This window comes from Streptomyces lacaronensis, from assembly GCF_047337785.1.
In the GTDB taxonomy this organism is placed as follows: Bacteria; Actinomycetota; Actinomycetes; order Streptomycetales; family Streptomycetaceae; genus Streptomyces; species Streptomyces lycopersici.
On record NZ_JBLHDK010000003.1, the window covers coordinates 5,666,705 to 5,692,418 of the forward strand.

Genomic DNA, 25,714 nt, shown 5'->3' on the forward strand with positions numbered 1-25,714 from the left:
GGACTCCTTCAGAGGCGGGATGCGATGGCGTCAGCCAGCGGCGCGGGAACGCCGAGACGGGCGCGCAGGGTCTCGGGGTCGATGGGCGATCCGGTACGGGCGTGGTGATCGTCGGCGAGCTTGCGCGCGTGGGTGACGAGCGCGGCCGGAACGTGCGGCGCGGACTGTTGCGGCGCAGGCTCCGGGGTAGTGGTTGGCCCCGCGGTTTTCGGTGCCGCCGGGACCGGGACGGCTTCAGTGGGTTCGGCCGAGGCCGACGCGGTTTCGGTCGCTGGTGCGGTGTGGGCAAGGAGCGTTCCGCCGAGGAAGGCGACGGCGGGCCACCCGGCGACGAGGATCCGCAGCCAGTCCGGTACGTCGGCGAGGTCGAGTAGCCCGGCGGTGGCGACGTTCGCCCCGAGCGACGCGGCCAGGGCGACGACGAACCAGCACCAGCCCGCCGCCTTGGACGCCCCCGACCGCAGCCGACGCCAGGCCGCCACAAGCAGCAGGTCAACGGAGACCGGGTATGCCCACGCCTTCCACCCGTCCTGTCCGGCCGCCGAGGCCAGGTCATGCAGGTGGGCGAAGGACAGCGCGGCAGCGATGACCGCTTGCACCAACACCGCGTCAACCCGCGCCAGGTAAGCGCGCATGGGTGGGAACTCCTTCCGGTCCAGTCAGCCGTCTGCGGTGAGTTCGTCGGCACGGGCGCGAGCAGCGGCGGCGACCTCAGCGGCCTCAACGTCATCGGGCTGGGCAGCGGCGATGCGCTCCAACAGGTCCGCTTTGCGGTGCATCAGCTCGGCGCGGCTCCCGGCCCCGCATGTGCGGAAGTCGGCCAGGTCGGCCAGGAGCGCGGAGACCTCGGAGATGGTGGGACGGGACACAGGGACTCCCTTTCGCTTTCAGGCATGGCGGGGGTAGGGACACGGCGCGGGTACGGTGCGCCAACCGTCAGACGGGGTGGATTACTCGGCAGCCGGAAGCGGCTTGAGCAGGGACGCCGGAGCGCTCACCGGAACGGCCGGCACGTCGGGCCGGAACGGTTCGAGCGCGGGCATGTCCGGCACAAGATGAGCGGTCTCGCGGCACACTTCGGCCGCCTCAGCCAGCGACAGATACGGCGTACGGATACGGGACCAGCCGCCGGACGTATCACCGGCGACCGCAAGACCGGGCCGTTCGGGGGCGATGGCGCAGGCTGCGCCGACCGCTTCGGGGGCGATGTCGCCGAGCGCCATCTTGGCGGAGGCTTCATCGTTCACGCGGTGGCAGACGCGGCCGGTCAGCTGAGCCCGCAGCATCGTCGCCCCCTTGCCCAACTCGGCGCCGAACCGCTGCCCGCAGACCTCCAGGTAGATGCCTGCCGCGCGGCCGAGTTGGGCGAGCCGGATGAGCTGGGTGACCATCTCATCCCGCCGATCCTCGTCCTTCCGAGTGGCGACCAGGAACAGCTCGGCCACCTCGTCCACGAGCAGCACCACCGGCACCGGCCGCTCATCCTCCGGCAGCCCCCAGATGTCAGAGGTGATCTCCTCGTCCGGGGTACTGGGCGCGATGCCCTGCCGGGCCTTGATCAGGTCGTACCGGTCCTCCATCAGCCCGACCAGCACCGGCAGCAACTCCGCCGCCTGCGCAGGATCGGTAGCCAACGCCGACAGCCGTGGAGCGAAGGGCCCAGCTCGACACCCCGCTTGCAGTCGATTCCGACCAGCGCGACCCGTTGCCGGGCGAGCCCGGCTATCAGATGCCGCAGGAACATCGACTTGCCCGACAGCGTGGCGCCCAGGGTGAGCTGATGCGGGATGGCCCGGTAGTCCCGGACGAACGGCGTCGCGTCCTCCCGCAGCGCCACCGGCACCTTCAGGAAGCCGCCACCGGTCTTGCGCGGCATCCGCACCTTCCGCAGCACATCGAAGCCGATCAGCCGCAGCTCAACCACACCCGGCTTGACCTCCTCCACGTACGCGCCGTGAACTCCCCAGGCATGCCGCAGCCGTTCTGCCGAGGCCGCCACGTCGGCAGGCTCCTGCCCCGGCGCCAGCCGCAGCCGAACCCGCAGCCCGGTCGACGACGGACGGATCAGCCCCCGACGCGGAGGCACCGGCCGCACCTCCCGATGCGTGAGCGTCTGGACCGCCCAGGCCCGCAGCCGCGATGGCGGCACGGTCAGCCCGCACGCGTCCATGACGGACCCGTACGACCCCAGCAGCCGGGCCGTCGAGATGGGCATCCCGACCGTGGACCAGTAGGCGGCCGGGTGCCGGGCCCGGAGGTAGGCGGCCCCGCCGACCGTCGCGGCGACCGGACCACCCACCTCCATCAGCGTCATCACGTCAGCCATCAGGTTCGGGCCCCCGCACCGACCGATATGGCGGCCGGGGCGATGGCCTCGGCCCGGAAGGCGATGCCGTGCCGCTGCTGCCCGTTGAACACGGTGTCCCAGGGCCGGGCAATCAGGCCGATCAGCGTGACCGGCGCACCGAGGGCCAGCCCCTCCGTCACGCCGCTCTCCGGCACGGTGACCTGAAGCAGCGAGGACTCCCCGCCGTCGATGTAGACGACGCCGAGCCGCATCAGCGTCTCACCGCTCTGCGCGTCCTTGGCGATCTCGCCGGTCTGCCGGTCCTTCACCTTCGGCTCCGGCGCCTCGGTCAGCAGAACCGTGGCACCGGAGGTCTCAACTCGAATGGAACGCAACTACTTCTCCTAATCTCACGACAATGCACCTAGTTGTGTAGATGAGTTGCAGCCTTCGAACCCGAACGAGCGGGAACGGGGGCCACCATGCCACATGACTTAGCCACTCATCTATACGAGTATGCATCTTCGTGTGTACGAGTCAGAAGAAGCAGCCCGGGGCCACCACGCCCCGGTCATGCGTCAGTTGGCAGGAAGCTGGTAGGCGAGGACGTACGCATCGGCGGCCATCACGGTGTCGCACACCTCCACTGCCCGCCCCTCGCTGTCGTAGGCGGTCCGGACCAAGTGGATCACTGGCACACCGGAGGCAAGCTGGAGCGTGCGCACCTCGGCGGGAGAGGGCATCCGGGCCCGGATCTCCTCATCGAAGTGGTCCAGGCGGTGCCCCATCTCCTCCAGCCGGGCGTAGATGCCACCGGGGCCGGGGTTGGGCTGCGCGATCGGAGTGTTCCGCGCCAGGTCGAGCGGCAGATAAGAGGTGGCGAACTCCACCGGCCGCCCATCCAGCAGATACCGGCGCCGCCGGGCCAGCACCTTACGAGGCGAGCCCAGCCGGGCCGAGATATCCTGCGACGGCCGCTCCTCCTTCACCTCCAGGCTGTCCACCTCCGGGCGACTGCCCGCCGCTTCCGCCTCCACCGTGAAGGCCGCCTTCCCCTGATCCCGATGCCGCCGCGCGAAGCGATCCGAGGCCAGCCGCCGCACAGGCGGCCGGGGCCGCACGAAGACCCCCTTGCCATGCTCAGACACAGCCAGCCCCTCTTGCTGGAGCAGCGACAAAGCGTTGCGGACGGTCATCCGCGAGACACCGAAGTGCTCGACCAGCTCCGTCTCCGACGGCAGCTTGTCGCCCTCCCGGAAGCGGCCCTTGTCGATCGCTTCCCGCAGCGCATCGGCGATCTGCCGGAACACCGCCCGGTCGCTCGTCGGGTCCAATACACCCAGAACAGAGGTCAGAGAAGGCATTCGCACATACTCCTTTAGGTATCTAGACGAGCGGCTGACCCGAATTGCTACGGTGGAGAGCCTAGCCAGCCGAGAGGGCCGAGGAACGTGAGCACTGAGCGCCCGCACTCCGTGAGCGTCGCCGGAGTCATCGTCGACGACGCTGGCCGTGCGCTGCTGATCAAGCGACGCGATAACGGTAAGTGGGAACCGCCCGGCGGCGTGCTCGAACGCGAGGAAACCATCCCCGACGCCCTGCAACGGGAAGTCCTCGAAGAGACCGGCATCAAGATCGCGCATCCCGCGACCCTCACCGGCATCTATAAGAACATGACCGGCCTGATCGTCTCCATGGTCTTCCGCTGCGAGGCCATCGACGGCACACCGACCACCGGAGCGGAAACCCGCGCCCTGCTCTGGGCCACCCGCGACGAGATCACCGAGCTCGCCGACGAGGCATACGCGATCCGCGTCCTGGACGCGCTCGACAACACATCCCCGCCGGCCGTCCGTGCCCACGACGGCGTACGACTCATCTAGCACGCACCCACGACCCATAGTCCCTACCAGCATGAAGGAACTTGTATGGACGAGTATATGAGTGCTCTGCGAGTTTGGGGCCTGATGTGCCCAGGATCCCGAGAAGAAGTCACCCGCGCCCGCCGCTGGACCCGCGACATCCTCAGCAACCACCCCTGCGCCGACGACGCCGAGCTGATCGTCAGCGAACTCGGCAGCAACGCCCTCACCCACACCGCAAGCGGCACCGCCTACGGCACCTTCCAGCTCACGCTGTCGCTCTCACCCCGCACCGTCGCGATCTCCGTCACCGACGAGGGAGGCCACCCCGAAGAACCCCGCCACACGGAGGCCGACCCGGACGACACCCACGGCCGCGGATTAACCATCGTCATGGCACTCGCCCGCCGCCTCGACATCACCGGCAGCCAGCACGGCCGCACCGTCACCGCCCAACTCGTAGCACCCGAGACAGGAGCAACCACATGCTGAGGCCCCTGCTACGCCCCGGCTACTGGTGCGAATGCTGGACCCGTTCACCAGCCACAGGACCCCGCTCGGTCCTACTCGCCTCCATCGAAACCAACAGCCCGAACGAGGCCACCCGATGGATCCGCATCACCGTGCGAACCATCGCCTCAGCACTCGACCGGAAAACAGCCCACAAGGCATGGGATTGGATCACCTACGGCTACAAAGAAGCCGAAGACGCCCTCACCAACGGGAAAGCGGCCACTTTCGCCCTCACCCAGCAAAACACCCACATCGAATGGATCCTCCGCCCGGTCACCTTCCTACCCCTCGCCCACCGCGAAGCTCAACGCCTACCGGCATGCGCCGAACAGTTCACATGCCCCACCACCCACAAGATCGCCCGACACCAGCCCAACAGCTACTGAGTTACAACCTTCTCTACGGGTTCAAGGCGGCCCGCTTGCGCGGGCCGCGCGCGCTGGCGGCCGTGGCCGCCACCCGCTCCTGTCTGCCGCCCCGCTCAGCGGCACCCCCGGCTCACTCAGCGCGCCACCCCAACTCAACGCCCCACCAGACACAGCCAGCATCCGGAGCAGCCGTCTCGGTGCGTCCCACCGGCCGCAGCGGATGTGCCGAGGCAGCAACACGACCAGGACCACGTGCGCAACTGACCGGCCGTCGAAGGGCGGCTACGCAGAGCGGCTTACATGGCCAGCCGTCGGCCGACTGCGTGCATCGCTGTTGTGCGCGCAAAGAGGCCAGCGGGGAGAGGGGGCGCCCGGCCGGGGGCATGTCGACCATCGACCCCGGCCCGATGTGGCCGACCGCCGTACTGCCGCCGTCACGGATGCGGCCGCGTGAGCAGACGTACCGCTCCGGACGTGGCGGGTGGGGAGCAGCTGCTGCCGCGCGGTGGCTCAGCCCGCCGTGGTCGCGCCGCGTCGGTTCCCGTATCGCTCTGGCTGGACAGCGTGTCGTAGACGCTTCGGGTACCGCGAGCGTCGAACCCATCTCGCCCTGTCTGTCTCGCACTTGTCGCCATCCCTTTCTTCACCTGGACTCATCCGGGGCACGGCCCCGGCGCTGGCGCGAGCTTCGGGCGCTCCGTTGAGGTTGCAGGTCAGGTCGGCGTCCTACCAGTCCCAGGGGGCGGAAATAGAACGAGGCGCCAACGGGGTGAACCGAAGGCGCTGCGAGACCGTTATAGCTCACTGCAATGTGAACACCTTGTTCGGATCAGGGGAGCTGAAATGCCATCAAAAAGTTCCAGGGAACTGGAACAGAAGCTGGAAAGCATAGAAGATGACATGGAACGCGTCGGACGGCGGCAGCAGGGGCACTTTGAGGAAATGACAGAGATGGGACAGGCTTTCGACTACCTGGGGGATAACCGGTTGCGCCAGGTCTATGATGCGGAATGCGCCAGCAGACAGCAGTACCATGGAGCCAAACAAATTTCTGATTCCCTCCGCGAGAGCGACAGGCAATGGGGGGCAGACTACCGGGATGGACTGGCGTCACTGGCGGACGTACAAGAAGCCCATACCCTGTACACCAAGTCTTTGGGTAAAACGGTGGAGGCGGCTCGCAGTCACGAACACAACATGCGCGCGCACGAAAAAGTCCAAAAAAAGCGCGTAGAGACGACAAGGGATAACATATTGACTGAGGAGGAAAGGCAGCAGCAGATGGAAAAACAGGCATGGCTCGCCTTGCATGCGCAAGAACACCAACCCGGCTTCGACAATTCACACCGCCCGGGAGGGCCTTCGTCCAGCCGTGGCCATGACCCGAATTCCCGCGGGCATGGCAAGAACAAGAAGAGGCACCACAGATAAGCGGTAGGGGGTGTGTAGCAGCACTGCCTGGAGAGCTCCGAGCCGCTGCCTGCGCACCTTCTCACCGCGCTCGTCGTAGTCCATCGGCCGCTCCGGGGTGACTTCGGGGCCGGTGAGCTCCAGGGCAATGAGCTCATACCGGACCAGCGGCCCCCGGGGGTGCGGCGGCAGCGACAGCTAGGTGCGGATGTATCCCGCCTAGAGCGGGCAGATTCAGTTGCTTTGGTGCGAGCAGCTAGACAATTCAGGGATGCACTCTGGACACCTGAAAGTGATCCAGAATTGTCGTGTCTCCTGCTGGTCTCGGCAAAGGAGGCCCCCGCGTCGTGTGATGCTATTTCATAAGGGAGCCCTACTGAAGTCCCGACCGTGGAAAAGCCGGGCCTCGCTCGTAAAATAAAGGAAGCGGGAGGGGAATGTTTACTGAAAGGGGTCACGAAGGAACCGGTAAGCATAATTAAGGCTGCGAATCGATTTCTGAAATTTACAGAGAAATTCTGCCCAGGGTCGCCACGGAAGAGGGCCCCGGAGTATGCGCAAGTTCCGTGAGGTGAAATTCGAAAGAGAGTGAGTCGAGTTTACTCGCGGCCAAGGATCTTCCGACGCATCTGCATATGTTCGGTTACATAGCACGTGGGTGCATCTTGAAGTGGTGGGATAGTGTGACTCGCCCCGTTGCCTGATCCCATGGTCGTGGGCTGTGGCGTGGGCTTTTGATGGTCGGGGACGTGGGCGTGGCACAGGACGCTCGCCGGTGGGCCGGTGTGAGTACGAGGCTGGGCCGCTTCCGTGATCTGTGCCAGGGGCCTGCTCGAACTGGTTGTCTGACGGCAGCCGTTGACGGCAACGGGGGCGCACATCGCCGTATCGCGTGAGTCGTCCGCGCACCGGGCAGGCTGGAGCGCGGTGCGGCCGGACCGATTGCCACATCAGTGGCGACGAACTTGTAAGGCGGTGGTCAGCGAGTGCTGTACAGCAGCGGAGTGCAGCAACCAGCAAGACCGCGACCGACCTTCAGCCTCTCCAGGCGCCCCCACTGGCACAGCCCAGCAGACCCCAGCAATCGCCCCGCCCGACGTTCGGGCGAAGAGGTCACCTGACGCCAGTCGTGACGCCAACGGCCGCGTACGCCGACGCCAGCGGCGGACGTCAGCGGACCGCCGGGCCGGGCGAAACAGGCGCCGGGCGTCGCCGTACCCCGCCTGAAAAGCGGAAGGTCGCCGGTTCGACCCCGGCCCCAGCCACCGCAGCCCCTACCAGGGCAAAGCCCCCTCCCGGTGCATCCGGAGGGGGCTTCTTCGTTGGCCGGGGAGGGGAGGGCTTCGGGATCACCGTGTTGAGCGTGACAGCGGCGTGTTAGCCGTGGGTTAGCCGATCGGCAGCGGCGGCGAGCAGGGTTGTTTCCAGGACGCGGAACGCACCGTGGACAACGCGCCGCGTCCTCGGCCCACACGTCAACCATCCCTGGGGGGATCCCATGTCGCGCACGACCGTTCTCCGTCGCACCCGCACCGTCGCCGTCGCCTCGCTGATCGCCGCTGCCGCGTTCTCGCTCACGGCCTGCGGAGGCGGCGAATCGGACAGCGACGCCAAGGGGGGCTCGCCCTCGGCGACCGCGAACGGCACGTCGGGGGGCTCTGGCGGTGGCTCGGGCTCGACCGGTGGCTCCGGTGAGGACATCGACGCCAAGGCGGGCAGCGCCTCGGGCGGCTCCTCGTCGGCGAGCCGCTGCACCAGCGACCAACTGGAGGCGGCGTGGTCGAGCTTCGAGGGCGGTCCGGACATGGAGTACGACGGGCAGCAGACCGCCCGGGTGGTGCTGAAGAACACCGGTAGCTCCGACTGCGCCATGGTCGGCTTCCCCGGCGTCCAGCTCCAGACCGAGCACGGCGAGACCTGGGACCTGCGGCGCACGGACGACAAGCCGAAGCCGGTCCGGGTGGAAGCCGGCGGTCGGGTCACCTTCGACATCACCTTCCTGGCGTCGACCCGCGACGACGACAAGAAGTTCGCACCGGATCAGGTCGTGATCACCCCGCCGAACGAGGAGACGAACCTCTCGCTGGACTGGCCGTACGGCGGTGCGCTGCTGGACCAGTCGGGCGCCACCCGCCCGGGGACCTTCGTCGGCCCGGTCAGCGCGCCGGAGTAAGCCGGCCACCGCCGCTCCTACCAGGGCACAGCCCCCTCCCGGTGTATCCGGAGGGGGCTTCTTCCTTGTCTGCGACGCCCACGGGGGCGCCTGTCCCGCATGAACGATCAGACGTAGGCGCAGATCGCGAAGACGCTGATGCCCACGTTGTCGGTGGAGGTCTGGCGGCCCAGCCCGATCCAGCCCCGTGCGTCATTGGTGGGGAAGCTGCCGACGAGGATGGCGGTGTCGCCCCGGGCCTCGGCACCGCCGCCGATGACCTTCTTCCCCGGCGGGCAGTACACCGTGCGCCGCTGGAAGTTCGGGACGTTCTCATTGGGCAGGGTGACCACCTCGTAGCCGGGCACCCCCTCGTCGGGGCGGGGGGCTTCGTGGGAAGCGGTCGCCTCTGAGCTCTGGGAGGCCGTCGACTCGTGGCTCTGGGAATCGGTCGCCTCGTCGCTCTGGGCGGCCGTCGCCTCGGAGCCGGCGGAACCGGTCGCCTCGGAGCCCTGGGACTCGGTCCCCTCGTAGCTTTCCGACGTGGTCGCCTCGGAGCCGTGCGACTCGGGCCCCTCGGAGTCTCGGGGCTTGGTCGCCTCGGCGCTGTAAGAGCCGGTCGTCTGGTCGTCGCCGTCCTGTGTCGCCGACGCGACGCCTGGCGTCAGCGCCATGGTCAATGCCGCGGCAGCGATGACGAGCCTTCCACGCATGTGTGTCTTCCCTTCGTCACGGGCCCCCGGACGGGACCCCCACCGTGAAGGCGTGACCAGGCCAAGCGGAGAGTAAGGCATGAAAGTATGCAAATCCCACGAACGTGGGACGTGGGAGAGGCGTACGGGTGCAGCTCTCCTGAACGGCCGAAGGCGGCCGGTTCGCGTCCTGTCCCGGTGAGCGGAACGCCGCCATTCCCGCCATGGGAACCAGATGCGAACAATCCCCCAACACACCCGAGCCGCAGGTCTTGATCCCATCCGAAGCGGCCATTGGAGAGCCGACATGGCAGACGTGAAGGACACCCAGCGCGAAGTCCGCAAGGCGGCGATCGCAAGTTTGTTCGGTAGCGCATTGGAGTGGTACGACTTCTTCCTCTACGGCACGGCCGCCGCGCTCGTCTTCAACTCCCTCTTCTTCCCGACCTTCGATCCGCTGGTGGGAACGATCGCCGCCTTCGGCACCAACGCGGTGGGGTTCCTCTCCCGGCCGCTGGGCGGCATCATCTTCGGGCACTTCGGTGACCGGATCGGCCGTAAGTCGATGCTGGTGACCACTCTGGTGATCATGGGCGTCGCGACCTGTCTGATCGGCCTGCTGCCCACGTACGCCACCATCGGGGTCTGGGCGCCGGTGCTGCTGATAACGCTGCGAATCGTGCAGGGCATCGCCGTCGGCGGTGAGTGGGGCGGTGGGGTGCTGATCGTCAGCGAACACGCGCCGAGCCACCGCCGCGGCTTCTACTCGGCCTGGAGCCAGACCGGTGTCGGGCTCGGGTTCGTCCTCTCCGCCTCCGCCTACGCACTCACCCAGTCGGTGACCACCAAGGAGTCCTTCCTCGCCTGGGGATGGCGCATTCCGTTCGTGGTCGGCATCCTGCTCACCGCCGTCGGGCTGCTGATCCGGCTCCGGATCATGGAGACGCCCGCATTCCGGGAGACCGAGTCGGAACCGGAGAAGTCCCGTCCGCCGCTACTCGACGTCATCCGCACCCACCCCAAGTCGATACTGATCGCCTTCGGGGCGCGGGTCGCCGAAACCGGTGCGAGCTATCTCTTCCTCACCTTCAGCCTCTCCTACGCGGCCGAGGTCGGGGTGGGCAAGGGGGTGGTGCTGGCCGCGCTCGTGGTGGGGATGCTGTTCGAGTCGTTCGCGATGCCGGTGTTCGGGGCGCTCTCCGATCGCATCGGACGCCGCCCGGTGTATATCGGGGGCGCGATCGCGGTGATCGTCTGGGCCTATCCGTTCTTCGCGATGTTCGACTCGCGCAACCCGGTGCTGATCTTCGTGGCGATCTTCGTGGCGGTCGTCATCGGCCACGGGGCGATGATCGGTACCCAGCCGGCGTTCTTCACCGAACTCTTCGCCAGCCGGGTGGCCTACAGCGGGCTCGCCCTGGGGCATGAGCTCGCGTCGATGATCGTCGGCGGGTTCTCCCCCATCATCGCCACCGCGCTGCTCGCGTGGTCGGGGGCCTCCTGGCCGATCGCGCTGTTCCTGGTCATCATGGGCGCGGTCACGGTCTTCGCCGTGGCGGCCGCTCCCGAGACCAACCCGGCCGTTCTCAAGCGCCGCAAGGGTCGGGAGGAGGCGGAGGAACCGGACGAGCCCGAGGGGGCCGAGGCGAAGTCCCAGACCGTCTGACGGACCCGTCGACCTCGTTCCCGTATCGCCGCCTGGGTGTGTCGCACCCAGGCGGCGCGCGTCCTGGTTGACCCTCGCTGACCTGCGCAGACTGGGTCGGGATTCGGGTCGAATCCCGGGTCGCGGAGCGAGACGAGGAACGGAGCACCCATGTCCGGACGCCTGCACGGCAAGGTCGCGCTGATCACCGGCGCGACGGGCGGGATCGGCGCGGCCACCGCCGAACTCTTCGCACAGGAGGGAGCACGGCTGCTCCTCACCGATGTGGCCCCGGAGCCCCTGAAGGCCCTGGAGGAACGGATCGAGGAGCGCGGCGGCGGCGACGTGGCCTCGGCCGCGCTGGACGTCGCCTCGGCGGAGGCGTGGGGCGATGTGATCGCCACCGTACGGGAGCGCTTCGGCCGTCTGGACGTGCTGGTCAACATCGCCGGGATCCTGGACTGGCCGGGCATCGAGGGCACCGATGAGGCGTCCTGGGACCGCGTCATCGAGGTGAACCAGAAGGGCACCTGGCTGGGGATGAAGGCGGCCATGCCGCTGTTGCGCGCGAGCGGCAGGGGGTCGGTGATCAACACATCCTCGGTGCTGGGGCTGGTGGGCAGCGGTGCGGCGGCCGCGTACCAGGCGTCGAAGGGCGCCGTCCGGCTGCTGTCGAAGACCGCGGCGGTCGAGTACGCCCGCGACAACGTCCGGATCAACTCACTGCACCCGGGGGTGATCGCGACCCCGATGATCCAGGACCTCCTGGACGAGCAGGGCGATCAGCAGCCGGACATCGTACGGACGCCGATGGCCCGCGCGGGCCGGGCGGACGAGATCGCACCGGCGATGCTGTTCCTCGCGAGCGACGAGTCGTCGTTCGTCACCGGCTCGGAGCTCGTGGTCGACGGCGGGCTCACCGCACACTGACGACCGCGGCACTGACAAGCACGGCACCGACGACAGCGTCTCGTACGACGGAATTGTCCGTTCCCGCCGTACGCTGGGCGGATGACGCGGCTGATCGTGGCGGGCGGAGGAGGCGGGGACGCGGTGGCCGCCGCGGTGCTCGACCGGGTTCTGTACGGGCGCGGGACGGGCGATGACCGGGCGGTGGTCCTGACCTACGCCTGGGACCGACTGCTCGTCGACCCCGTCCCCGGGCCCCGGGCAGCGGCCGACTTCACCGGTCTGCTGGCGCTGACGCCGAGCGTGTACGCCGTGCCCGGGGACGCGAAGCCGGTGGCGCCCGCCGGGTCCACACTGCCCCGGCTGGCCGCCGAACTGCCGCACACCTTCGCCCTGCTCGACCCCCACCACGGGGTGGAGGGTATGGTCCGGCAGTTGGAGGAGCTGATCGAGCATCTGGCCCCGGCGTCGATCGACCTGCTGGACGTGGGCGGCGACATCCTCGCGCACGGCGATGAGCCGACGCTGCGGAGCCCGCTCGGCGACGCGCTGTCGCTCGCCGCGTGTGCGCAGGTGAACGCGGAGATCCGGCTGCTGGTCGCCGGGCCGGGGCTGGACGGGGAGCTTCCGGTGGAGGTGCTGCACGAACGGCTGGAGCGGGTGTTCCATACGCTGACCGCCGGCGATGTCGCGCCCATCGGCCCCGTCATGGAATGGCATCCGTCGGAGGCCACCGGCATGCTCACGGCCGCGGCGCGGGGAGTGCGCGGGCTGTGCGAGGTACGGGACGCGGGGCTGACCATTCCCCTGACGGACGACGGCGCCGTGGTCCATGAGGCGGATCTCGACACCGCGTTTCGCCGGAACCGGCTGGCCGGAGCCATCGCCGACACCACCGGACTCGCCGAGGCCGAGCGGCACTGCCGGGAGATCTGCGGCTACTCGGAGATCGACTACGAACGGGAGAAGGCCGCGCGGTTCGGGGCGGCGCCCGAGGGTCCGTTCCGGCCCAGGGCCGTACTCGCCGGGGTCGCCCGCTTCGCGGAGGAGGCCCGCGCCCGCGGGGTCAGCCACACCACGTTCCGCCGTCTCACCGAAGTCCTCGGGCTGAGCGGGGTCCAACGCGCCGATCTGCGGGCCCTGCTGATCGGGACCCAGCCCGAGCGGTACGACGCTCCGCTGTGGCGGCTGTGACCCCCCGGATGGGGTATAGTTGATCTCGCAACGCCGCCCCGGAGGGCGGGAGTTGATGCGTCGGTCGTCTAAGGAAAGATACTCGTCTCCAAACGAGGGATGTAGGTGCAAGGCCTGCTCGGCGCTCCTTGAAAAAAGTCCCTCCCCTGATCGCGGGGGAGGGACTTTTTCGTGTGTCCGTGCACCCCATCGCCTGCCCCCTTACGGCCGCCCCCCTCAGCACCGCGTCGGTGTCGCCCTAGGCGGTCGTCCGCCCGGGTGGCGGTGGCGCCAGGTCCAGAAGACCACGGCGGACAGCAGACACCAGGCCACCAGCACCAGGAACGGAAAGGCGTGCTGGTGGGCGCGGAAGTAGATCGCGGTGTGCTGGGCGTTGACCGAGGCGCCCGGTGGGAGCCAGCGGCCGACGGCGCCGAGGAGGGAGGGGAGCAGGGGCCAGGAGACGGCGCCGCCGGAAGAGGGGTTGCCGAGGAGCACCATCAGACCCCAGGTGGGGATGAGCGCCCAGCGCCCGAAGAGGACGTTGAACATCGAGAACACCAGCCCCGAGGTGAACATCGTCAGCGCCAGGATCGCCCAGGACTCCGGGAAGGGGAGCTGGAGCGCGCCCAGCCCCTGGTCGACGATCACCGCGATGGTGAACCCGCCGAGCAGGGCGTACGCGATCATGAAGGCGATCCGCTCGGCCGGGTTGAGCTCGGAGGCGTTCACGCTGAGCTGGATGGCGCCGAGGAAGCCGATGATCGTGGCGGCCAGGGAGATGTAGAAGACCGCGAGGCCGCGCGGATCGCCGGGCTGCAGCGGTTTCACGTCCTTGACCGTGACCGGCACCCCGGAGACCCGGCCGACCTTGCCCGCGGCCTGGCCGAGCACCTGGGCGACGGTCGCCCCGGCCGCGCTCGCGACGTCCATCCGCACGCCGCGGCCGCGTACCTGAAGGACCGCGAAGACCCGCTGCTCCTCCAGGGACCAGCGGGCCTCGGCGTAGGTCGGGTAGGGACGCAGCCGGAGGGAGGCGTTCAGGGCCTGCTCCATCCCGGCGAGGAACCGGTTCAGCGGGGCGGCGCCGTGATCGGGGACCACGACGGCGGTGGGGACGTTCCGGGGGGTGGGGTTCGCGAAGGCGTAGGTGTACGAGCCCGCGAAGAGCCCCGCACCCGCGGAGATGATCAACACGATGACGGTCGCGGGGAAGCAGGGGGACCGCTTGAAGGCCCTCCACCACCATCGCGGTGATCGGCGTTCGGGGTCGGGGCGCTGCGCCAGGTCATCGGCCATGAGATCACGCTAAAGCGGTGAACCCGTACGTATCGCACATATCGCACGACGCGGCGCGGACGGAAATGGTTCGCCAGCCGTTTTCCGGAGGTGAGATCCTGGGGTCCGTATGTCCACCACGCCTGCCCCCGCCCTGCCCGCCCTGCTGGAGCGGCTGCCCGAGCTGATGCTGCGCGACCAGCAGCGGCTGGGACGCCGGCTCGACGGTGCGCGCCGGATCCGTAAACCCGAGGCCCGTGCGGCCGTGCTCGGCGAGATCGCCGAGGAGATGACGCGTGCCGAGCTGCGGGTCGCGGACCGCCGCGCCGCGGTGCCGGCCATCACCTATCCGGAAGAACTGCCGGTCAGCCAGAAGAAGGACGCGATCCTCGAGGCCGTCCGGGATCACCAAGTGGTGATCGTCGCGGGTGAGACCGGCTCCGGGAAGACCACCCAGATTCCGAAGATCTGTCTGGAGCTGGGGCGCGGCGTCAAGGGCCTCATCGGCCATACGCAGCCACGCCGGATCGCGGCCCGCACCGTGGCCGAGCGCATCGCCGAGGAGATGCGGTCGCCGCTCGGCGAGTCCGTCGGCTGGAAGGTCCGCTTCACCGACCAGGTGGGCCAGGACACCCACGTCAAGCTGATGACCGACGGCATTCTGCTCGCCGAGATCCAGACCGACCGCGAGCTGCGCCAGTACGACACGATCATCATCGACGAGGCCCATGAGCGCAGCCTCAACATCGACTTCCTGCTCGGCTATCTGGCCCAGCTGCTGCCCCGCCGCCCCGACCTCAAGGTCGTGATCACCTCCGCCACCATCGACCCCGAGCGCTTCTCCCGCCATTTCGGCGACGCGCCGATCGTCGAGGTCAGCGGGCGTACATATCCGGTCGAGGTGCGCTACCGCCCGCTGCTCGAGGAGGGCGGCGAGGACAGCGACCGCGACCAGATCACCGCGATCTGCGACGCGGTCGACGAGCTCCAGGCCGAGGGCCCGGGCGACATCCTGGTCTTCCTCTCCGGCGAGCGGGAGATCCGCGACACCGCCGACGCGCTGAACAAGAAGAAGCTCCCGGTCACCGAGGTGCTCCCGCTGTACGCGCGGCTGTCGCACGCCGAGCAGCACCGGGTCTTCCAGAGACACACCGGCCGCCGGATCGTGCTGGCGACGAACGTGGCCGAGACCTCGCTGACCGTCCCCGGCATCCGCTATGTGATCGACCCGGGCACCGCCCGGATCTCCCGCTACAGCCATCGCACCAAGGTCCAGCGGCTGCCCATCGAGCCGATCTCCCAGGCCAGCGCCAATCAGCGCAAGGGCCGCTGCGGCCGGACCAGCGACGGCATCTGTATCCGGCTGTACTCCGAGGACGACTTCGTCACCCGCCCGGAGTTCACCGACGCCGAGATCCTGCGGACCAACCTCGCCTCCGTCATCCTCCAGATGACCGCCGCCGGCCTCGGCGACATCGAGAAGTTCCCCTTCATCGACCCGCCGGACCGCCGCAACATCAAGGACGGCGTCCAGCTCCTGGAGGAGCTGCACGCCCTGGACAGCAAGCAGAAGGACCCGCGCAAGAGGCTCACCCAGGTCGGCCGGAAGCTGGCCCAGCTGCCGGTGGACCCGCGGCTGGCCCGGATGGTGCTGGAGGCGGATCGCAACGGCTGTGTCCGCGAGGTCATGGTGATCGCGGCGGCGCTGTCCATCCAGGACCCGCGGGAGCGCCCCTCGGACAAGCAGCAGCAGGCGGATCAGAGCCACGCCCGCTTCAAGGACGAGTCCAGCGACTTCCTGGCCTTCCTCAATCTGTGGCGTTACGTCCGGGAGCGGCAGAAGGAGCTGTCCTCCTCCGCCTTCCGCCGGATGTGCCGCCATGAGTACCTCAACTACCTGCGCATACGCGAATGGCAGGACATCTACAGCCAGCTGCGCACGGTCGCCAGGACCATGGACATCCACATGTCCGAGCAGGACGCGGCGCCCGACCGCGTCCATACGTCACTGCTGGCCGGGCTGCTGTCGCACGTCGGGCTCAAAGACACCGAGAAGAACGAGTACGTGGGCGCGCGCAGCGCCAAGTTCGCGGTCTTCCCCGGCTCGGCGCTGTTCAAGAAGCCGCCGCGCTGGGTGATGTCGGCCGAGCTGGTGGAGACCTCCCGGCTGTGGGCGCGGGTCAACGCGAGGATCGAGCCGGAGTGGATCGAGCCGCTCGCCCAGCACCTGGTCAAGCGCACCTACAGCGAACCGCACTGGGAGCAGAAGCAGGCCGCGGTGATGGCGTATGAGCGGGTGACGCTCTACGGGGTGCCGATCGTCGCCCAGCGGAAGGTCAACTACGGCCGGATCGACCCCGAGACCAGCCGCGATCTGTTCATCCGCAACGCCCTGGTGGAGGGCGACTGGCGCACCCACCACCAGTTCTTCCACGACAACCGCAAGCTGCTGGGCGAGGTCGAGGAGCTGGAGCACCGCGCCCGGCGGCGCGACATCCTCGTGGACGACGAGACGCTCTTCGACTTCTACGATCAGCGGATCCCCGAGCATGTGGTCTCCGGCGCCCACTTCGACTCCTGGTGGAAGCACAAGCGGCGCGAGGAGCCGGAGCTTCTCAACTTCGAGAAGTCGATGCTCATCAACGAGCGGGCGCAGGGCGTCACCAAGGACGCCTATCCGGACTCCTGGCGCCAGGGGAAGCTCAAGTTCAAGGTGACGTATCAGTTCGAGCCGGGGGCGGACGCGGACGGTGTGACCGTCCACATCCCGCTCCAGGTGCTCAACCAGGTCACCCCGGACGGCTTCGACTGGCAGATCCCGGGGCTGCGCGAGGATCTGGTCACCGAGCTGATCCGCTCGCTGCCCAAACCGGTCCGCCGGCACTACGTCCCGGCGCCCAACTACGCCAAGCGCTTCCTGGAAAGCGCTGTCCCCCTCCAGGAGCCGCTGACGGCGGCGCTGGGGCGGGAGCTCCAGCGGATGGTGGGCGTGACGATCGAGCCGGAGGACTGGGACCTGGCAAAGGTCCCCGACCACCTGAAGATCACCTTCCGGGTGGTGGACGAGCGGCGCCGCAAGCTGGCCGAGGACAAGGACTTGGAGGCGCTGCGGCAGCGGCTGCGGCCCAAGACGCGGGCCGCGATCTCCAAGGCGTTCGAGTCCTCCAAGGAGGCCGTGGGGATCGAGCAGCGCGGCGGGCTGACCCGGTGGACGGTCGGCACGCTGCCGCGCACCTTCGAGACGCGCCGCGGCGGCCAGCCGGTCAAGGCGTATCCGGCGCTCGTCGACGAGGGCTCCTCGGTGGCCGTACGGCTCTTCGACACCGAGGCCGAGCAGCGGGAGGCGATGTGGCGGGGGACGCGTCGGCTGATCCTGCTCCAGCTGCCGTCCAACCCGGCGAAGTTCGTCCAGGGCAAGCTCTCCAACCAGGCCAAGCTGGCCCTCTCCAGCAGCCCGCACGGCAGTGTGCAGGCGCTGTTCGACGACTGCGTGGCCGCGGCGGCCGACCGGCTGATCGCGGCCCGTGGCGGCCCGGTCTGGGACGAGGAATCGTTCCGCAAGCTCTTCGACGCCGTCCGCAGCGACATCATGGACGCCACGCTGGACACCGTGCGCAAGGTCCAGGAGGTGCTGGCGGCCTGGCAGTCGTGCGAGCGGCGGTTGAAGGCCACCAGCAGCCCGGTGCTGCTGACGTCCCTCACGGACATCAGGGAGCAGCTCTCGGAGCTCATCACGCCGGGTTTCGTGACCGCCCACGGCGTACGGCGGCTTCCGGACCTCATGCGCTATCTGGTGGCCGTGGACCGGCGGCTCCAGCAGCTTCCGGGCAACGCCGAGCGGGACCGCTCCCGGATGGCGAAGGTGCGGGAGATGCGCGACGAGTACGCCTGGCTGCTGGAGCAGTTCCCGCCGGGGCGCCCGGTGCCCCAGGAGGCGCTGGAGATCCGCTGGATGATCGAGGAGCTGCGGGTCAGCTACTTCGCGCACGCCCTCGGCACGGCCTATCCGGTGTCCGACAAGCGCATCGTCAAGGCCATCGACGCGGCGGCTCCGTAAGGGTGTCCCGGGGTCCCGGCGGGCCGCCGGGACCCCGCCGGGCGCGAGTTCGACCGCACCCCCTGACCTGCTGTAGAGTCTGCATCGCAGCGCACACGGCGCGGCGCACGGCGGCGAAGCCGCAAGCGTCACTGTTGGTCCTGTGGAGCAGTTTGGAGTGCTCGCCACCCTGTCAAGGTGGAGGCCGCGGGTTCAAATCCCGTCAGGACCGCTTACCCGGAAGGCCCGGATCCGTATCTGGATCCGGGCCTTCCGCGTCTTGACGGCACACCACGCACAGAGGTACCCAAACTAAAAGGGGTGCGCGGGAGGTGCGGCGTATGACGACGTCCGCGAAGCATGAGACCAGGGCGCTGCTCCGCGCCCATCTGGCGGCCGCCGCGGGCAACCGCCACTTCACCCGGCACTGTCCGATCTGCCATCGCCTGCTGCGGCTGGCAATGGAGCACTCGGCGGCCGACGAGGCGGCTGACAGGGCCGAACACGAGAAGCCCGAGGAGGCGACGGCGGCCTCGCCACCGCCAACTCGGTAAGCCCTTACCGCAGTTGCCTTTTAGCGCAACTACTGGGCACGGAGCAAGGGTTGGGGAGTGTGACGGGAGTCACCGAATGAGTTTCCGGAGTGAGGGAACTTACACCCCGCTCACCATGGGTCAATTTAATATGTGCAATTGCACCCTCTGTCCATGACCCTCGCGAGCCCCCCGAAAGCGCTCCGCGAGCTTCCCCGAGCCCCTTGCGGACCACCCCGCACAACCCGAACGATTGCGCTTCCAAGGGCACTTGAGGCCCCCTGGATCCACCCTCCGGAAGGCCGTCCCCAGGGCATAAAAAGATCGCGCCGGACCCGGCGGAGTCCAGCGCGATCAACGACGCACCCATGTCGAGCGGTGGAGGGCCTGTTGGGGCAGGCACCCGTCGTGGTGGAGCTATACAGGCGAAAGCCGGGCTGGGGGGCCCGGAAATGCCCGGTTATGCGGTTGTTCAGCCCTCGCTGCGCTGCTGCGGGATGCCCGCAAGAAGAGCACGGACCTCCGCTTCGCGGTAGCGCCGATGCCCTCCGAGCGTACGAATCGACGTGAGCTTGCCTGCCTTCGCCCAGCGAGTGACCGTCTTCGGGTCCACGCGGAACATCGTGGCAACCTCAGCCGGGGTCAGCAGCGGCTCGGCATCAGGGGTGCGAGCGGTCATGAGCGGCCTCCTCGGGAGAACCGAACCATCACGGTTCTTTCCTCTAAATTCTGCACCTTGACCCACGTTGCCCGAAATGGCGGACGCGGGCCGAGTCGGTTATAGGACGAACGGCTTGTCCTCGGCACTACAACTACACCATCTGTCCAGCCCCGTCGGCCAAACCGATGGAATTGCCCTCTCAGGTGACCAACCTCGACGGAAGCCGATGGACCATGCCATAACGGACTGTCACATGGCCGTGACGATCAGTCACAACAGGATCAGGGGTCATCAGATCCGTCAAGGAGTGCAATACCGATGAATCCGCCCATAGTTGGACGGAAGGAGCCCCTACCGGACTCCTTGTCCTATTTTGACACGAGGGTGGGTGATTACCGCAAGGCCCGAAGTCAGTGCTTTAGGTCACGATTGAGGCAATGGCCCGGATCGGGACCTACGTCCCCTCTGTTCCGGCGAACCGCTCAACCGGTCACCCGGCGCCCGTTCGACCGGGCGTTCAGCTCGCGTTCTGCCGCCCGCGGACCACGCTCCAGCGGTCGGTCAGCCGCTCGTACGCGACGCCCGCACGCTCCCCGTCCCCGTCGCGGAGCGCCGCCAGGCCCTCCGCCACATCCGCAGCCGAGTGGTCGTCCTCCAGTTGCCCGGCCGGCAGCGCGTGCACCAGGCCGCCGTAGTCCAGCTCGACCAACGACCGGGGGTGGAACTCCTCGAGCCACCGGCCGACGTCCACCAGCCCGTCGATCAGCGGCCCTTCGCCGAGGGCCTCCTTGAGCACCTTAAGCCCACGCGCCACCCGGCGCCTGGCCTGGACCATTGGAGTGCGGTAACGGAGGATGAGACCGTCGTCACCCTTGGTGAACTCGCGCTCCTCGTCCCCGAAGAGCACGAACCAGCGCACCGGCACATGCCAGGTGGCCGAGCGGATCCACGGCCGGGCGTCCGGATTCCGCTCCAGCCACCGCTCGAAGTCGGCCACCGCCTGCCGGCGCACCACCGGGGGCAGGGCCGCGTCCAGAAGGGGCCCGGGGAGGCGCTCCGGCAGCTCCTCCAGGGCCAGCCAGCCCCGCAGCCGGGTGCGCCACGGGCAGACGCAGGTGACGCCGTCCACGAGCGCCACGAAGGCGTCCGCGCTCTCGTGCACCGGAACCGCCACCGGGGGGACCGGCAGCAGGTCCGCGAGCGAGCGGCGCAGCTCGTCCTGCGCGCCGGGCAGGTCGTCGCGCTTGGCATACCGCGCCCAGTGCGATCTCTCCGGCTCCGGGAACGCTGCCAGTGGCTCATAGACCCGGAGATACGCCGCGTACGGGACAATCACCGAAGACGCCAAGGTCACACGCGCTCCCTCAAGGCTGAGACCACCGCCAGGGGCTCCCTTACCCCCGCCTGACGGCATCGTCCCATGCCCGGCATACGGACTCGTCGGGGACATGGCCGATCCGCCGGGCCCCCAGGGCTTACTCTCTTGCCCACGGCCCTCCCCACCAGCCAGGAGGGCGTCTTCCCCGACCTATGGGAGTCACCACCGTGACCGACGTACGTCACACCGTCAGCGCCGACGGTCCGACGGAGAGTCGCGTGCCGAACCCTCTCTCACCTCTTTCGACACTGTTCCGCTCCGATCTCGGCGGGCATGAGCAGGTGCTGCTGTGCCAGGACCGGGAGAGCGGCCTCAAGGCCGTCATCGCCATCCACTCCACCGCCCTGGGCCCGGCCCTCGGCGGCACCCGCTTCCATGCCTACGCCTCCGAGGAGCACCCCGAAGAAGCGGCGCTCCTCGACGCGCTCAACCTCGCCCGCGGCATGTCCTACAAGAACGCGCTCGCCGGGCTCGACCACGGTGGCGGCAAGGCCGTGATCCTCGGCGATCCCGAGGAGATCAAGACCGAGAAGCTGCTGCTCGCCTACGGCCGCTTCGTGGCCTCCCTCGGCGGTCGCTACGTCACCGCCTGTGACGTGGGCACCTATGTGGCCGACATGGACGTCGTCGCCCGCGAGTGCCCCTGGACCACCGGCCGCTCCCCCGGACGCGGCGGCGCCGGGGACTCCTCGGTGCTGACCGCCTTCGGCGTCTTCCAGGGGATGCGGGCGAGCGCCCAGGCGTCCTGGGGCGCGCCCACGCTGCGCGGCCGCCGGGTCGGCATCGCGGGGGTCGGCAAGGTCGGCCGCCACCTGGTGGAGCACCTGCTGGAGGACGGCGCCGAGGTCGTGGTCACGGATGTGCGCACCGACTCGGTGGACCGCGTGCTGGCCCGCCACCCCCGCGTCCAGGCGGTCCGGGACACCGAGGCGCTGATCCGCGCCGACCTGGACGTCTACGCCCCGTGCGCGCTCGGTGGCGCCCTGGACGACGCCACGGTGCCCGTCCTGACCGCGAAGGTGGTGTGCGGCGCGGCCAACAACCAGCTGGCCCACCCGGGCGTGGAGAAGGACCTGGACGGCCGCGGCATCCTCTACGCGCCGGACTACGTGGTGAACGCCGGTGGTGTCATCCAGGTGGCCGACGAGCTGCACGGTTTCGACTTCGACCGGGCCAAGGCCAAGGCGGCGAAGATCTTCGACACGACGTTGGCCATATTCGATCGGGCACAGGCCGACGGCATCCCGCCCGCCGCGGCCGCCGACCGGCTGGCCGAGCACCGGATGGCGGAGGGCCATGACGCCTGAACCGTGGCCTGGCAGATGCCACGGGCATGGGCCACGGGGCGCCCGGGGGCCGCTGGAAGCGTCTGAGAGCCCCTGAGGAGCGGTGTGAGGCCGCGCGGACGGGCGGTGCGGGACACCTGCCGGAGGCCGCCGTACAGGGGACATGAGAGCCCCCTGGAGGCCACCGGGGAGAGATCCCTCACGGCCCGTCGGCGGGTCGGCGCACAAGACACGTTAAAATCGCAGCTGACCAGCGAGGAACGGGCTCCTCGCGGGTTCTGCCTCGTGGCACGTCGTGTGGGCGACGTACCGTATGGCCACAGAAGCAGGTACCGTTGAAGCCCTACGGACCGGTCTCTCTTCTGAGAGTCCGCTCTGATTTATGAACGTGAACGCGTGTCAAGACTCTGGGGCCGTCGAGCCCCGTCGTTGAGGGGGTCGAGCCATGGGGCGCGGCCGGGCCAAGGCCAAGCAGACGAAGGTCGCCCGCCAGCTGAAGTACAACAGCGGTGGGACGGATCTCTCACGCCTGGCCGAGGAGCTGGGCGCATCGCAACCGAGCCAGCCGCCGAATGGCGAGCGGTTCGAGGACGATGAGCTGGACGACGACCCGTACGCACAGTACGCGGATCTGTACAACGACGATGAGGACGAGGACGACGAACAGTCCGATCCGTCCCCGCAGCGTCGCCGCGCCTGAACCACCCGTTCCAGGCGCTCGGCTTTTCGCCGCACACCTCCCCCGGTCCGAGGCACCCGCCTCGGACCGGCTTCCGTGCTGTCTGCCCGCGCACGCGGCGCGGCCGTCTCAGCCCGCATGGTCACCGGTCAGCGCCACCGCTTCCGTGTCCGGGGCCGTCCGCTCGGTGATCTCACCGCTGACCCAGGCCTCGACCCCGCGGTCGGCGAGCGTGGTGAGCGCCACATCGACGGAGTCCGCCGGGACCACCGCCATCATGCCGACACCCATATTGAGGGTCTTCTCCAGTTCCAGGCGCTCGACCGAGCCGGCCTCGCCGACCAGCTGGAAGATCGCTCCGGGGGTCCAGGTCGAGCGGTCCACGACCGCGCGCAGCCCGTCGGGGATGACTCGCGCGAGGTTGTTGGCGAGCCCGCCGCCGGTGATGTGCGAGAAGGCGTGCACCTCGGTGGTGCGGGTGAGGGCCAGGCAGTCCAGCGAGTAGATCCGGGTGGGCTCCAGCAGCTCCTCCCCCAGCGTCCGGCCGAGCTCCGGCACCTCGCGGTCCAGCGCCCAGCCGACCCGGTCGAAGAGCACATGGCGGACGAGTGAGTACCCGTTCGAGTGAAGTCCGGACGATGCCATGGCGATCACCGCATCACCCGTTCGGATGCGATCCGCGCCCAGCACCCGATCGGCCTCGACCACGCCCGTACCGGCTCCGGCGACATCGAAGTCATCGGCGCCCAGCAGCCCCGGGTGCTCGGCGGTCTCGCCGCCCACCAGGGCGCAGCCGGCCAGGGTGCAGCCCTCGGCGATGCCCTTGACGATGGCGGCGACGCGCTCCGGGTAGACCTTGCCGACGCAGATGTAGTCGGTCATGAACAGCGGCTCGGCACCGCAGACCACCAGGTCGTCCACGACCATGCCGACCAGGTCGCGGCCGATGGTGTCGTACACGCCCATCCGCCGGGCGATGTCCACCTTGGTGCCGACCCCGTCGGTGGCGGAGGCGAGCAGCGGACGCTGGTAGCGGGACAGGGCGGAGGCGTCGAAGAGCCCGGCGAAACCGCCGAGGCCGCCCACGACCTCGGGTCGGCTCGCCTTCTTGACCCACTCCTTCATCAGCTCGACGGCGCGGTCGCCCGCCTCGATGTCGACGCCCGCGGCGGCGTAGGTGGACCCGGACTCGGACATGACGTTGAGATCTTTCGTATCGGGGATGACGGGCAGGCGGCGCTCAGGGACGGCGCAGGGCGTCGCCGCCGCCGACACCGGCGGTCAGCGTCGTCACACCGTCGGCGTCACCGCTGCTCTGCCCTTGCGTCTCGGACTCCAGGAGGTGCTTGCCCAGCAGCTCCGGATCCGGCAGGTCCATCGGGTACTCACCGTCGAAGCAGGCACGGCACAGATTCGGCTTGGCGATCGTGGTCGCCTCGATCATGCCGTCGGTGGAGATGTACGCCAGCGAGTCGGCGCCCAGCGACTTGCCGATCTCCTCGACCGAGAGACCGTTGGCGATCAGCTCGGCGCGGGTGGCGAAATCTATGCCGAAGAAGCACGGCCACTTGATCGGCGGGGACGAGATCCGGATGTGGACCTCGGCGGCCCCGGCCTCGCGGAGCATCCGCACCAGGGCGCGCTGGGTGTTGCCGCGGACGATCGAGTCGTCGACGACCACCAGGCGCTTGCCCCGGATGACCTCCTTGAGGGGGTTCAGCTTGAGCCGGATGCCGAGCTGCCGGATGGTCTGCGAGGGCTGGATGAAGGTCCGGCCCACATAGCTGTTCTTGACCAGCCCGGAGCCGTACGGAATCCCGCTGGCCTCGGCGTAGCCGACGGCGGCCGGGGTGCCGGACTCGGGCGTCGCTATGACCAGGTCGGCCTCGGCCGGGGCCTCCTTGGCCAGCCGGCGGCCCATCTCGACGCGGGAGAGGTACACGTTCCGCCCGGCGATGTCGGTGTCGGGGCGGGCCAGGTACACGTACTCGAAGACACAGCCCTTGGGCCGGGCCGCGGCGAAGATGGTGGAGCGCAGCCCGTTCTCGTCGATGGCGACCATCTCGCCGGGCTCGATCTCACGGATGAAGGACGCGCCCACGATGTCCAGGGCCGCGGTCTCGGAGGCCACCACCCAGCCGCGCTCGAGGCGGCCGAGGACCAGCGGGCGGATGCCCTGGGGGTCGCGCGCCGCGTACAGCGTGTGCTCGTCCATGTAGACGAGGCTGAAAGCGCCCTTGACCTTGGGCAGCACGATGGGGGCCGCCTGCTCGACGGTGAGCGGCTTGCCGTCCTCGTCCACCTGGCCCGCGAGCAGGGCGGTGATCAGGTCGGTGTCATTGGTGGCCGCCACCTGGGTGGCCCGGCCGCCGTCCCGGGGCAGGGCCGCGACCAGTTCCGCCAGCTCGGCGGTGTTGACCAGGTTCCCGTTGTGGCCCAGCGCGATCGAGCCGTGGGCGGTGGCCCGGAACGTCGGCTGCGCGTTCTCCCACACCGAGGCTCCGGTGGTGGAGTAGCGGGCGTGACCGACCGCGATATGGCCCGTCAGGGAGCCGAGGGAGGTCTCGTCGAAGACCTGTGAGACCAGGCCCATGTCCTTGAAGACGAGGATCTGGGAGCCGTTGCTCACCGCGATGCCCGCGGACTCCTGTCCACGGTGCTGCAGTGCGTACAGCCCGAAATAGGTGAGTTTGGCGACCTCTTCTCCCGGTGCCCAGACTCCGAAGACGCCGCAAGCGTCCTGGGGGCCCTTCTCACCGGGGAGCAGGTCGTGGCTGAGTCGTCCGTCACCACGTGGCACGTCATCGAGTCTAGGCCAGTTCAGCGGTGCCTCCGAACGAGGGACCCGTCAG

At 68.8% G+C, this 25,714-nt stretch carries 22 protein-coding genes, 1 tRNA gene and 1 pseudogene; 13 read left to right on the forward strand and 11 right to left on the reverse strand.

Translation table 11 applies throughout. The annotated features are described in order from the left end of the window. Positions 1 to 8 precede the first annotated feature (8 nt). The 5 genes and pseudogenes from ACMTAK_RS24500 to ACMTAK_RS24520 form a co-directional block, all read right to left on the reverse strand. Positions 9 to 635: a DUF2637 domain-containing protein gene (locus tag ACMTAK_RS24500; protein ID WP_413808204.1), complete on the reverse strand. Its 627-nt coding sequence runs from the start codon at positions 633 to 635 to the stop codon at positions 9 to 11. Positions 636 to 659: 24 nt separating this feature from the next. After that, positions 660 to 869, reverse strand: coding sequence for a hypothetical protein (locus tag ACMTAK_RS24505; RefSeq protein ID WP_413808205.1), 210 nt, complete (start codon positions 867 to 869; stop codon positions 660 to 662). An 81-nt stretch (positions 870 to 950) separates the two neighbouring features. Next, positions 951 to 2,326, reverse strand: a pseudogene (locus ACMTAK_RS24510) (FtsK/SpoIIIE domain-containing protein). Then, the gene (locus ACMTAK_RS24515) at positions 2,326 to 2,682 is read right to left on the reverse strand and encodes an SCO3933 family regulatory protein (RefSeq protein WP_413808206.1); all 357 of its coding nucleotides are present in this window, start codon (positions 2,680 to 2,682) and stop codon (positions 2,326 to 2,328) included. Before ACMTAK_RS24515 ends, ACMTAK_RS24510 begins: the two are co-directional and overlap by 1 nt. 183 nt (positions 2,683 to 2,865) lie before the next feature. After that, a complete protein-coding gene (locus tag ACMTAK_RS24520; protein WP_382009773.1) occupies positions 2,866 to 3,651 on the reverse strand; it encodes a GntR family transcriptional regulator in 786 nt (261 codons plus the stop codon). A 111-nt stretch (positions 3,652 to 3,762) separates the two neighbouring features. Here ACMTAK_RS24520 and ACMTAK_RS24525 point away from each other — a divergent pair, with 111 nt between their 5' ends. The 5 genes from ACMTAK_RS24525 (at position 3,763) to ACMTAK_RS24545 (ending at position 8,613) form a co-directional block, all read left to right on the forward strand. Then, the gene (locus tag ACMTAK_RS24525; RefSeq protein WP_413812974.1) at positions 3,763 to 4,170 is read left to right on the forward strand and encodes an NUDIX hydrolase; all 408 of its coding nucleotides are present in this window, start codon (positions 3,763 to 3,765) and stop codon (positions 4,168 to 4,170) included. A gap of 45 nt (positions 4,171 to 4,215) precedes the next feature. Further along, on the forward strand, positions 4,216 to 4,641 hold the full coding sequence (locus ACMTAK_RS24530; RefSeq protein WP_413808207.1) for an ATP-binding protein: 426 nt from the start codon (positions 4,216 to 4,218) through the stop codon (positions 4,639 to 4,641). Continuing rightward, entirely contained in the window at positions 4,635 to 5,048 is a 414-nt protein-coding gene (locus ACMTAK_RS24535; RefSeq protein ID WP_413808208.1) for a hypothetical protein, read from the forward strand. Before ACMTAK_RS24530 ends, ACMTAK_RS24535 begins: the two co-directional genes overlap by 7 nt. An 825-nt stretch (positions 5,049 to 5,873) precedes the next feature. Then, on the forward strand, positions 5,874 to 6,461 hold the full coding sequence (locus ACMTAK_RS24540; RefSeq protein ID WP_413808209.1) for a hypothetical protein: 588 nt from the start codon (positions 5,874 to 5,876) through the stop codon (positions 6,459 to 6,461). A 1,477-nt stretch (positions 6,462 to 7,938) separates the two neighbouring features. Next, complete coding sequence (locus tag ACMTAK_RS24545) at positions 7,939 to 8,613, forward strand: DUF4232 domain-containing protein (protein WP_413808210.1); 675 nt, start codon at positions 7,939 to 7,941, stop codon at positions 8,611 to 8,613. A gap of 107 nt (positions 8,614 to 8,720) precedes the next feature. Here the strand turns inward: ACMTAK_RS24545 and ACMTAK_RS24550 are convergent, their stop codons facing one another. Next, positions 8,721 to 9,305 carry a hypothetical protein gene (locus ACMTAK_RS24550; RefSeq protein ID WP_413808211.1) on the reverse strand — a complete coding sequence of 195 codons (585 nt, stop codon included), beginning with the start codon at positions 9,303 to 9,305 and terminating at the stop codon, positions 8,721 to 8,723. A gap of 286 nt (positions 9,306 to 9,591) precedes the next feature. Between ACMTAK_RS24550 and ACMTAK_RS24555 the strand changes: the two genes are divergently transcribed. The 3 genes from ACMTAK_RS24555 (at position 9,592) to ACMTAK_RS24565 (ending at position 13,032) form a co-directional block, all read left to right on the forward strand. Continuing rightward, complete coding sequence (locus tag ACMTAK_RS24555; protein WP_413808212.1) at positions 9,592 to 10,950, forward strand: MFS transporter; 1,359 nt, start codon at positions 9,592 to 9,594, stop codon at positions 10,948 to 10,950. A gap of 150 nt (positions 10,951 to 11,100) precedes the next feature. After that, positions 11,101 to 11,859, forward strand: coding sequence for an SDR family NAD(P)-dependent oxidoreductase (locus ACMTAK_RS24560; RefSeq protein WP_413808213.1), 759 nt, complete (start codon positions 11,101 to 11,103; stop codon positions 11,857 to 11,859). A gap of 81 nt (positions 11,860 to 11,940) precedes the next feature. Beyond that, entirely contained in the window at positions 11,941 to 13,032 is a 1,092-nt protein-coding gene (locus tag ACMTAK_RS24565) for a DUF1152 domain-containing protein (protein ID WP_413808214.1), read from the forward strand. 216 nt (positions 13,033 to 13,248) lie between these two features. Here the strand turns inward: ACMTAK_RS24565 and ACMTAK_RS24570 are convergent, their stop codons facing one another. Next, entirely contained in the window at positions 13,249 to 14,310 is a 1,062-nt protein-coding gene (locus tag ACMTAK_RS24570; RefSeq protein ID WP_413808215.1) for an ABC transporter permease, read from the reverse strand. A gap of 109 nt (positions 14,311 to 14,419) precedes the next feature. On the opposite strand from ACMTAK_RS24570, the gene hrpA reads away from it, so the two are divergent. The 3 genes from hrpA to ACMTAK_RS24585 all read left to right on the forward strand — a co-directional run bounded on the left by hrpA (position 14,420) and on the right by ACMTAK_RS24585 (position 18,879). Next, a complete protein-coding gene (gene hrpA / locus ACMTAK_RS24575; protein ID WP_413808216.1) occupies positions 14,420 to 18,346 on the forward strand; it encodes an ATP-dependent RNA helicase HrpA in 3,927 nt (1,308 codons plus the stop codon). Positions 18,347 to 18,482: 136 nt separating this feature from the next. After that, positions 18,483 to 18,557: transfer RNA gene (locus ACMTAK_RS24580), tRNA-Asp, on the forward strand. 109 nt (positions 18,558 to 18,666) lie between these two features. Beyond that, positions 18,667 to 18,879 carry a DUF6274 family protein gene (locus ACMTAK_RS24585; protein WP_413808217.1) on the forward strand — a complete coding sequence of 71 codons (213 nt, stop codon included), beginning with the start codon at positions 18,667 to 18,669 and terminating at the stop codon, positions 18,877 to 18,879. Between the two features lie 451 nt (positions 18,880 to 19,330). Here ACMTAK_RS24585 and bldC read toward each other — a convergent pair whose 3' ends face one another. After that, positions 19,331 to 19,537, reverse strand: coding sequence for a developmental transcriptional regulator BldC (bldC, locus tag ACMTAK_RS24590; RefSeq protein WP_020869672.1), 207 nt, complete (start codon positions 19,535 to 19,537; stop codon positions 19,331 to 19,333). 499 nt (positions 19,538 to 20,036) lie between these two features. Next, the gene (locus tag ACMTAK_RS24595; protein WP_037953293.1) at positions 20,037 to 20,873 is read right to left on the reverse strand and encodes a hypothetical protein; all 837 of its coding nucleotides are present in this window, start codon (positions 20,871 to 20,873) and stop codon (positions 20,037 to 20,039) included. 176 nt (positions 20,874 to 21,049) lie between these two features. Here ACMTAK_RS24595 and ACMTAK_RS24600 point away from each other — a divergent pair, with 176 nt between their 5' ends. Continuing rightward, positions 21,050 to 22,204 (forward strand): Leu/Phe/Val dehydrogenase, encoded by a 1,155-nt coding sequence (locus tag ACMTAK_RS24600; protein ID WP_413808218.1) that lies wholly within the window; start codon positions 21,050 to 21,052, stop codon positions 22,202 to 22,204. A 424-nt stretch (positions 22,205 to 22,628) separates the two neighbouring features. Continuing rightward, positions 22,629 to 22,883, forward strand: coding sequence for a DUF3073 domain-containing protein (locus ACMTAK_RS24605; RefSeq protein WP_210947377.1), 255 nt, complete (start codon positions 22,629 to 22,631; stop codon positions 22,881 to 22,883). Between the two features lie 108 nt (positions 22,884 to 22,991). Here ACMTAK_RS24605 and purM read toward each other — a convergent pair whose 3' ends face one another. Both purM and purF read right to left on the reverse strand, forming a co-directional pair. Continuing rightward, positions 22,992 to 24,059: a phosphoribosylformylglycinamidine cyclo-ligase gene (gene purM, locus ACMTAK_RS24610; RefSeq protein WP_413808219.1), complete on the reverse strand. Its 1,068-nt coding sequence runs from the start codon at positions 24,057 to 24,059 to the stop codon at positions 22,992 to 22,994. A gap of 43 nt (positions 24,060 to 24,102) precedes the next feature. After that, complete coding sequence (gene purF, locus ACMTAK_RS24615; protein WP_413808220.1) at positions 24,103 to 25,662, reverse strand: amidophosphoribosyltransferase; 1,560 nt, start codon at positions 25,660 to 25,662, stop codon at positions 24,103 to 24,105. Between the last annotated feature and the right edge of the window lie 52 nt (positions 25,663 to 25,714).

Excerpts from the sequence above, each read along its gene's own strand:
- ACMTAK_RS24500 (WP_413808204.1), bottom strand. The coding sequence starts at position 635 with ATGCGCGCTTACCTGGCGCGGGTTGACGCGGTGTTGGTGCAAGCGGTC.
- ACMTAK_RS24520 (WP_382009773.1), bottom strand. The coding sequence starts at position 3,651 with ATGCCTTCTCTGACCTCTGTTCTGGGTGTATTGGACCCGACGAGCGAC.
- ACMTAK_RS24530 (WP_413808207.1), top strand. The coding sequence starts at position 4,216 with ATGGACGAGTATATGAGTGCTCTGCGAGTTTGGGGCCTGATGTGCCCA.
- ACMTAK_RS24535 (WP_413808208.1), top strand. The coding sequence starts at position 4,635 with ATGCTGAGGCCCCTGCTACGCCCCGGCTACTGGTGCGAATGCTGGACC.
- ACMTAK_RS24540 (WP_413808209.1), top strand. The coding sequence starts at position 5,874 with ATGCCATCAAAAAGTTCCAGGGAACTGGAACAGAAGCTGGAAAGCATA.
- ACMTAK_RS24545 (WP_413808210.1), top strand. The coding sequence starts at position 7,939 with ATGTCGCGCACGACCGTTCTCCGTCGCACCCGCACCGTCGCCGTCGCC.
- ACMTAK_RS24550 (WP_413808211.1), bottom strand. The coding sequence starts at position 9,305 with ATGCGTGGAAGGCTCGTCATCGCTGCCGCGGCATTGACCATGGCGCTG.
- ACMTAK_RS24555 (WP_413808212.1), top strand. The coding sequence starts at position 9,592 with ATGGCAGACGTGAAGGACACCCAGCGCGAAGTCCGCAAGGCGGCGATC.
- ACMTAK_RS24560 (WP_413808213.1), top strand. The coding sequence starts at position 11,101 with ATGTCCGGACGCCTGCACGGCAAGGTCGCGCTGATCACCGGCGCGACG.
- ACMTAK_RS24565 (WP_413808214.1), top strand. The coding sequence starts at position 11,941 with ATGACGCGGCTGATCGTGGCGGGCGGAGGAGGCGGGGACGCGGTGGCC.
- ACMTAK_RS24570 (WP_413808215.1), bottom strand. The coding sequence starts at position 14,310 with ATGGCCGATGACCTGGCGCAGCGCCCCGACCCCGAACGCCGATCACCG.
- hrpA (WP_413808216.1), top strand. The coding sequence starts at position 14,420 with ATGTCCACCACGCCTGCCCCCGCCCTGCCCGCCCTGCTGGAGCGGCTG.
- ACMTAK_RS24585 (WP_413808217.1), top strand. The coding sequence starts at position 18,667 with ATGACGACGTCCGCGAAGCATGAGACCAGGGCGCTGCTCCGCGCCCAT.
- bldC (WP_020869672.1), bottom strand. The coding sequence starts at position 19,537 with ATGACCGCTCGCACCCCTGATGCCGAGCCGCTGCTGACCCCGGCTGAG.
- ACMTAK_RS24600 (WP_413808218.1), top strand. The coding sequence starts at position 21,050 with ATGGGAGTCACCACCGTGACCGACGTACGTCACACCGTCAGCGCCGAC.
- ACMTAK_RS24605 (WP_210947377.1), top strand. The coding sequence starts at position 22,629 with ATGGGGCGCGGCCGGGCCAAGGCCAAGCAGACGAAGGTCGCCCGCCAG.
- purM (WP_413808219.1), bottom strand. The coding sequence starts at position 24,059 with ATGTCCGAGTCCGGGTCCACCTACGCCGCCGCGGGCGTCGACATCGAG.